Below are 3,983 nucleotides of genomic sequence, written 5' to 3'. Positions count from 1 at the left end.
ATTCCTCCAGTCCATCCATTCGCATACCAGACGCGACAGTTTACGACGCGATAGGCACGGTTCCTTTTGGATAGTTTCTGATAAACGCTTTATTACATCATCTGAAAATATTCGACCTCCTACTCTAAGCATGTACACAGTGTAACATACGGTTAACACGGTGTCCAGCAAAAAATATGGGTCATCCCCAGCTCCAAAGGGGGACAACCACCCCCTGCGCCCCCGCCAGCGGGGGGGCATTTTCCCTCTTTGGTGGGGGAATTCGTGCTTCGTGTTTCTTATCTTTTATCTCATGCTTGTTTAGTTCCGGCTATGCCAGCTTAGGTATAGTATAGGTATTTTGTGCCAATACTATAGCGTCCCCTCTACAGCCTCTTATAAAGTATCCTTGGTATAACAAAGGTGCGATTATTTAAAATGGCGCCAATTATATTGGCCTTTTTTTGTACCAGAGGTGCAATTAACGCCTTTATTACGGGATGTTTGGTCTTGCTTTCATTTACTACCAGGACTGTTCCATCTAATGAAGAACTCAGTATATCCGCATCGTGAGAATTTCTTAAATTCGCATAGTCAACAAAGACAAACCCATATTTTCCTTTAGCTTCTTTTATGGTATTGGCCATACGTGTGGAATCAAAAAGGAGCGTGGGGTTAAGTGTTGTGTTGCCGGCAGTTAATACCGACAGGTTGCAATCTATCTCTTTGATAGCCTCTTCCAGTGCAATTTTTCCTTCGAGTACGTGCGTAAGGCCGGATTTATTCGGAATCTTAAACATTTCGTGTATTTCCGGGGATTTCAGGTTCGCATCAATAACCAGTACCTTATGGCCTTCTCTCGCAAGGGAAAGGCCGATGTTTGCAACTATGGTGGTAGAACCTTCCAAATGAGAGACGGCGGTTATCAAAAGAGCCTTTAGCTTTTTATCTTTCATCAATAGATATATCTGGTCAGAGAGGTCATGATAGGACGAATTCAAAACAGTTGCTTTTTTAGTGTTGCGGAGCAATGATTTATTTCTAAACCATTTTTTTGGAATAGCGCCTAAAAGTGGCAAATTCAAGAATGTCTCAACATCTCGCGGCGATTTGAATGTATGGTCAATATATTCCAGTCCAAAGGCGAACATAATTCCCAGGAATATGCTCATAAAGAAGGCGAGGACAATGGATATTTTTTTCTTATCACTCGTTGAGCGAAGAGGTACCAGGGCCTGTTCAATAATTTTGACGCTTGCCGGGCCTATTGCCTCTATATCAGGAAGCGTTGCACCAGTAAGGTTTTGGGTCAACTTTTCAATATTTTCTCTTAATTGTACAACAATTGGCTGTTTTTCCCCATATTTTAGCTGAAGTTCTGCCAATTGTTGTTCAAGATCAAAGATAATATACGAGCGGCTTACTACGTTGGCAATCATAGCTGCAGATTGCGGGTTGAAATCGGTAGCGTGTATTGTAAATAACAAGGTGCCCCTTATTGGTTCTGCAATGATATTTCTTTTGAGTCTTTCAACCGCCTTACGGAATGCATATGGCTGTTCATGTATGTTACCGGAAGGATTTGCCAGCTCACCTTTGGTATGCAATATTCTGATTTGTCGATTATCATTCAAATCACTATAAGATAGGGACTCATTTTCGGATGAGACAATATCTGATTTCAACTTCGACATCTTAAGTCTTAAATCTATCAAGTACGCTTTAAGTGAAGAGCAGTAATTCTTTTCATAGTCAGGCGGGCGCTCGTGAAGATTAAGCGCCCTTACTGCACGTTCGATTACGGGATTAGAAATTACAATCTCACTCTGAGTAAGAGATGCTTCGGATTGTTCATAAGCACCAAAACCTCTATAATAAGGAGAATCAATTTGTTTTTGTGCAGAAACAAGTATTTTAACCTGCGCCTCATAAACAGGTGTCATGAGTTCCAGGCCGACAAAGACACTTATTATAACAGTAATAAATGTGGTTATAATTACCGCTTTGTGTCTGAATACGACCCGCAAATAATCCCGCAATGTACTTAAATTTGAATTCACATTCCCTCCATAGTGCTTAGCAATTAATAATGTAATCTTAACGAGTGCTTTTATTTGCGATAATAAACGATAGTATACAAAGCACTGGAATAAGCGAAGACACAGGTATTCGGGCACAAGTATATTATCGACAGCTTATGCAATTAAGCATTAGCCTGAAATAATAAAATATTTAAAACACTAAAGTATTCCTTCTGCTGCAACCACTATATCATCCGGCTCTAATAGGATGTCTTTGCCGACGTCTCCTTTCATGGCGCCTTTAACGTCTACTTTAATGCTTTCATATCCCGGTTTGCCAGGGACTATTCTAAGGATTTTAACCCTGTCAGGAGAACCATATTTTGCAAAGCCTCCTGCCATGGAAATTGACCGAAGGACTGTCATATTATCCTCAAGTGTGAATTTGCCGGGTCTCATTACCTCGCCATACACAAAGAAATATCTGCTCTTTTCTACTACCAATATATCCCCAGCCTCAAGGTGCATATCAATGTTCGTACTGCTTTCTTTTGTATTTTTAAGGTCTATAATGAATTCCTTATATTCCTTATTGTCCTTCAGCTTACGTCTGAGTTTTACACCTCCATAAAGGCCGTCCAGAGTTATGCCTCCAGCTGTCGAAAGGGCCTTTAGTACGGTAATATCATCCTCAAGTACAAATCTTCCGGGATTTTTAACCTCACCATACACAAAATAATTAATGCTTTTAGACTCTGACAATGATACGGACACAACAGGATATTTTATGTAACCAGTAAGGCTTTTTGTGAGTTCCTTTTCGATATCGGGCAGCGTCATCCCTTTAACATAAATGACACCAACATAGGGAAAAGATATAGCTCCATCTGACGTCACGGGAGCTGTTGTTCTAAGGCTTTCATGCCCCTGTACGATTATTTGAAGAACATCATCCACATTTACAGTATATTGTTCCCTAGGCTCATCTGCATAATTTGTTTTCGATATAATAAATAGACTGAAAAATACAAATAACACTACCAAAAAGCTTTTAAACATCGCTACCTCCTTTAAATAAAATATGCAATGACATTGCTTTTTAAGCTTTCACCGCTTCGCACAATTCCTCTGTCTTTGCAAGTTGAGTATGATATTGGGCCGCCTTTTTTTAGCCATCTTCAAAGGGAACTTACGGCATCCATATTGGTTTCTCTCCGCGTCTTTGAAAAGCAATTCGTAAATCACAATTATCTTGCGCCGGTAATATGATGTTTTACTGATAGCAAACAAAAGACCAAAAAGTCCGTATCGGATGTTACGATTCCATTGCTAACTGCCAAAGATATAAGAAGATAAATACAAATTTAAAATAAAATAATGATTCTCCATTATTTTGCCAAGCGCACTCTCTATAATACAAACTGCATAATGTATGCAGTAGTTTTAGCAGTATATCCACAGGAGAAGGCCTGTTAAATAGTGGAGAATCAACATAAAAAATAATATGGCATACAGACAAGATACACTTAAAAAAAATGGTTTTAGAAAAGTATTCTTATGCAAAAATTGCGCGATTGTATACAATACCACGAAGTGAATGTTATTACTATAACCCTGCATTTTGAAAAATGTATTGGAACGAATGGTATGCTGATATGTGTTGCTATTGGAAAATATTTCTTCTACAAAATACCTAAGTAAAGAAAGTCTTATTACTTAGGTTTACAATACTATAATTTGTGTAACAACAAATTTTGTTCTTTTTTTAAACGCAATATTTGCGCAATTACGGATTTTTTCTAAATGAATTGTCACAATAAGGTGAAATTCGAAATACGAAACAAATTCTAATGATACCTAAATCCTGCAAACAAGGCAAAGCCTTGTTGCAGGAATAGGATTGAAATGGTAGGATTTCCAAGGTATTCGGCGGTATATTGATAACAAAAAACACCTGAAAGGAGATTCACCATTTCGATGAAG

3 protein-coding genes are annotated in these 3,983 nt (G+C 38.5%); all 3 read right to left on the bottom strand.

The genetic code is table 11. From position 1 onward, the window contains the following. Nucleotides 1-240: hypothetical protein (locus QZT26_RS16700; RefSeq protein ID WP_295103753.1), on the bottom strand; the 240-nt coding region annotated here is incomplete at its 3' end. Nucleotides 241-365: 125 nt separating this feature from the next. Beyond that, entirely contained in the window at nucleotides 366-2,039 is a 1,674-nt protein-coding gene (locus QZT26_RS16695; protein ID WP_295103750.1) for a polysaccharide biosynthesis tyrosine autokinase, read from the bottom strand. A 180-nt stretch (nucleotides 2,040-2,219) separates the two neighbouring features. Continuing rightward, nucleotides 2,220-3,059 carry an SLBB domain-containing protein gene (locus QZT26_RS16690; protein ID WP_099323954.1) on the bottom strand — a complete coding sequence of 280 codons (840 nt, stop codon included), beginning with the start codon at nucleotides 3,057-3,059 and terminating at the stop codon, nucleotides 2,220-2,222. Nucleotides 3,060-3,983 lie beyond the last annotated feature (924 nt).

The sequence above is a fragment of the uncultured Candidatus Kuenenia sp. genome (assembly GCF_900696675.1).
GTDB classification, from domain to species: domain Bacteria; phylum Planctomycetota; class Brocadiia; order Brocadiales; family Brocadiaceae; genus Kuenenia; species Kuenenia stuttgartiensis_A.
Note: the sequence above shows the minus strand (reverse complement) of the source record. Positions and strands in the feature narration are given on the sequence as shown.

Excerpts from the sequence above, each read along its gene's own strand:
- QZT26_RS16690 (WP_099323954.1), bottom strand. The coding sequence starts at position 3,059 with ATGTTTAAAAGCTTTTTGGTAGTGTTATTTGTATTTTTCAGTCTATTT.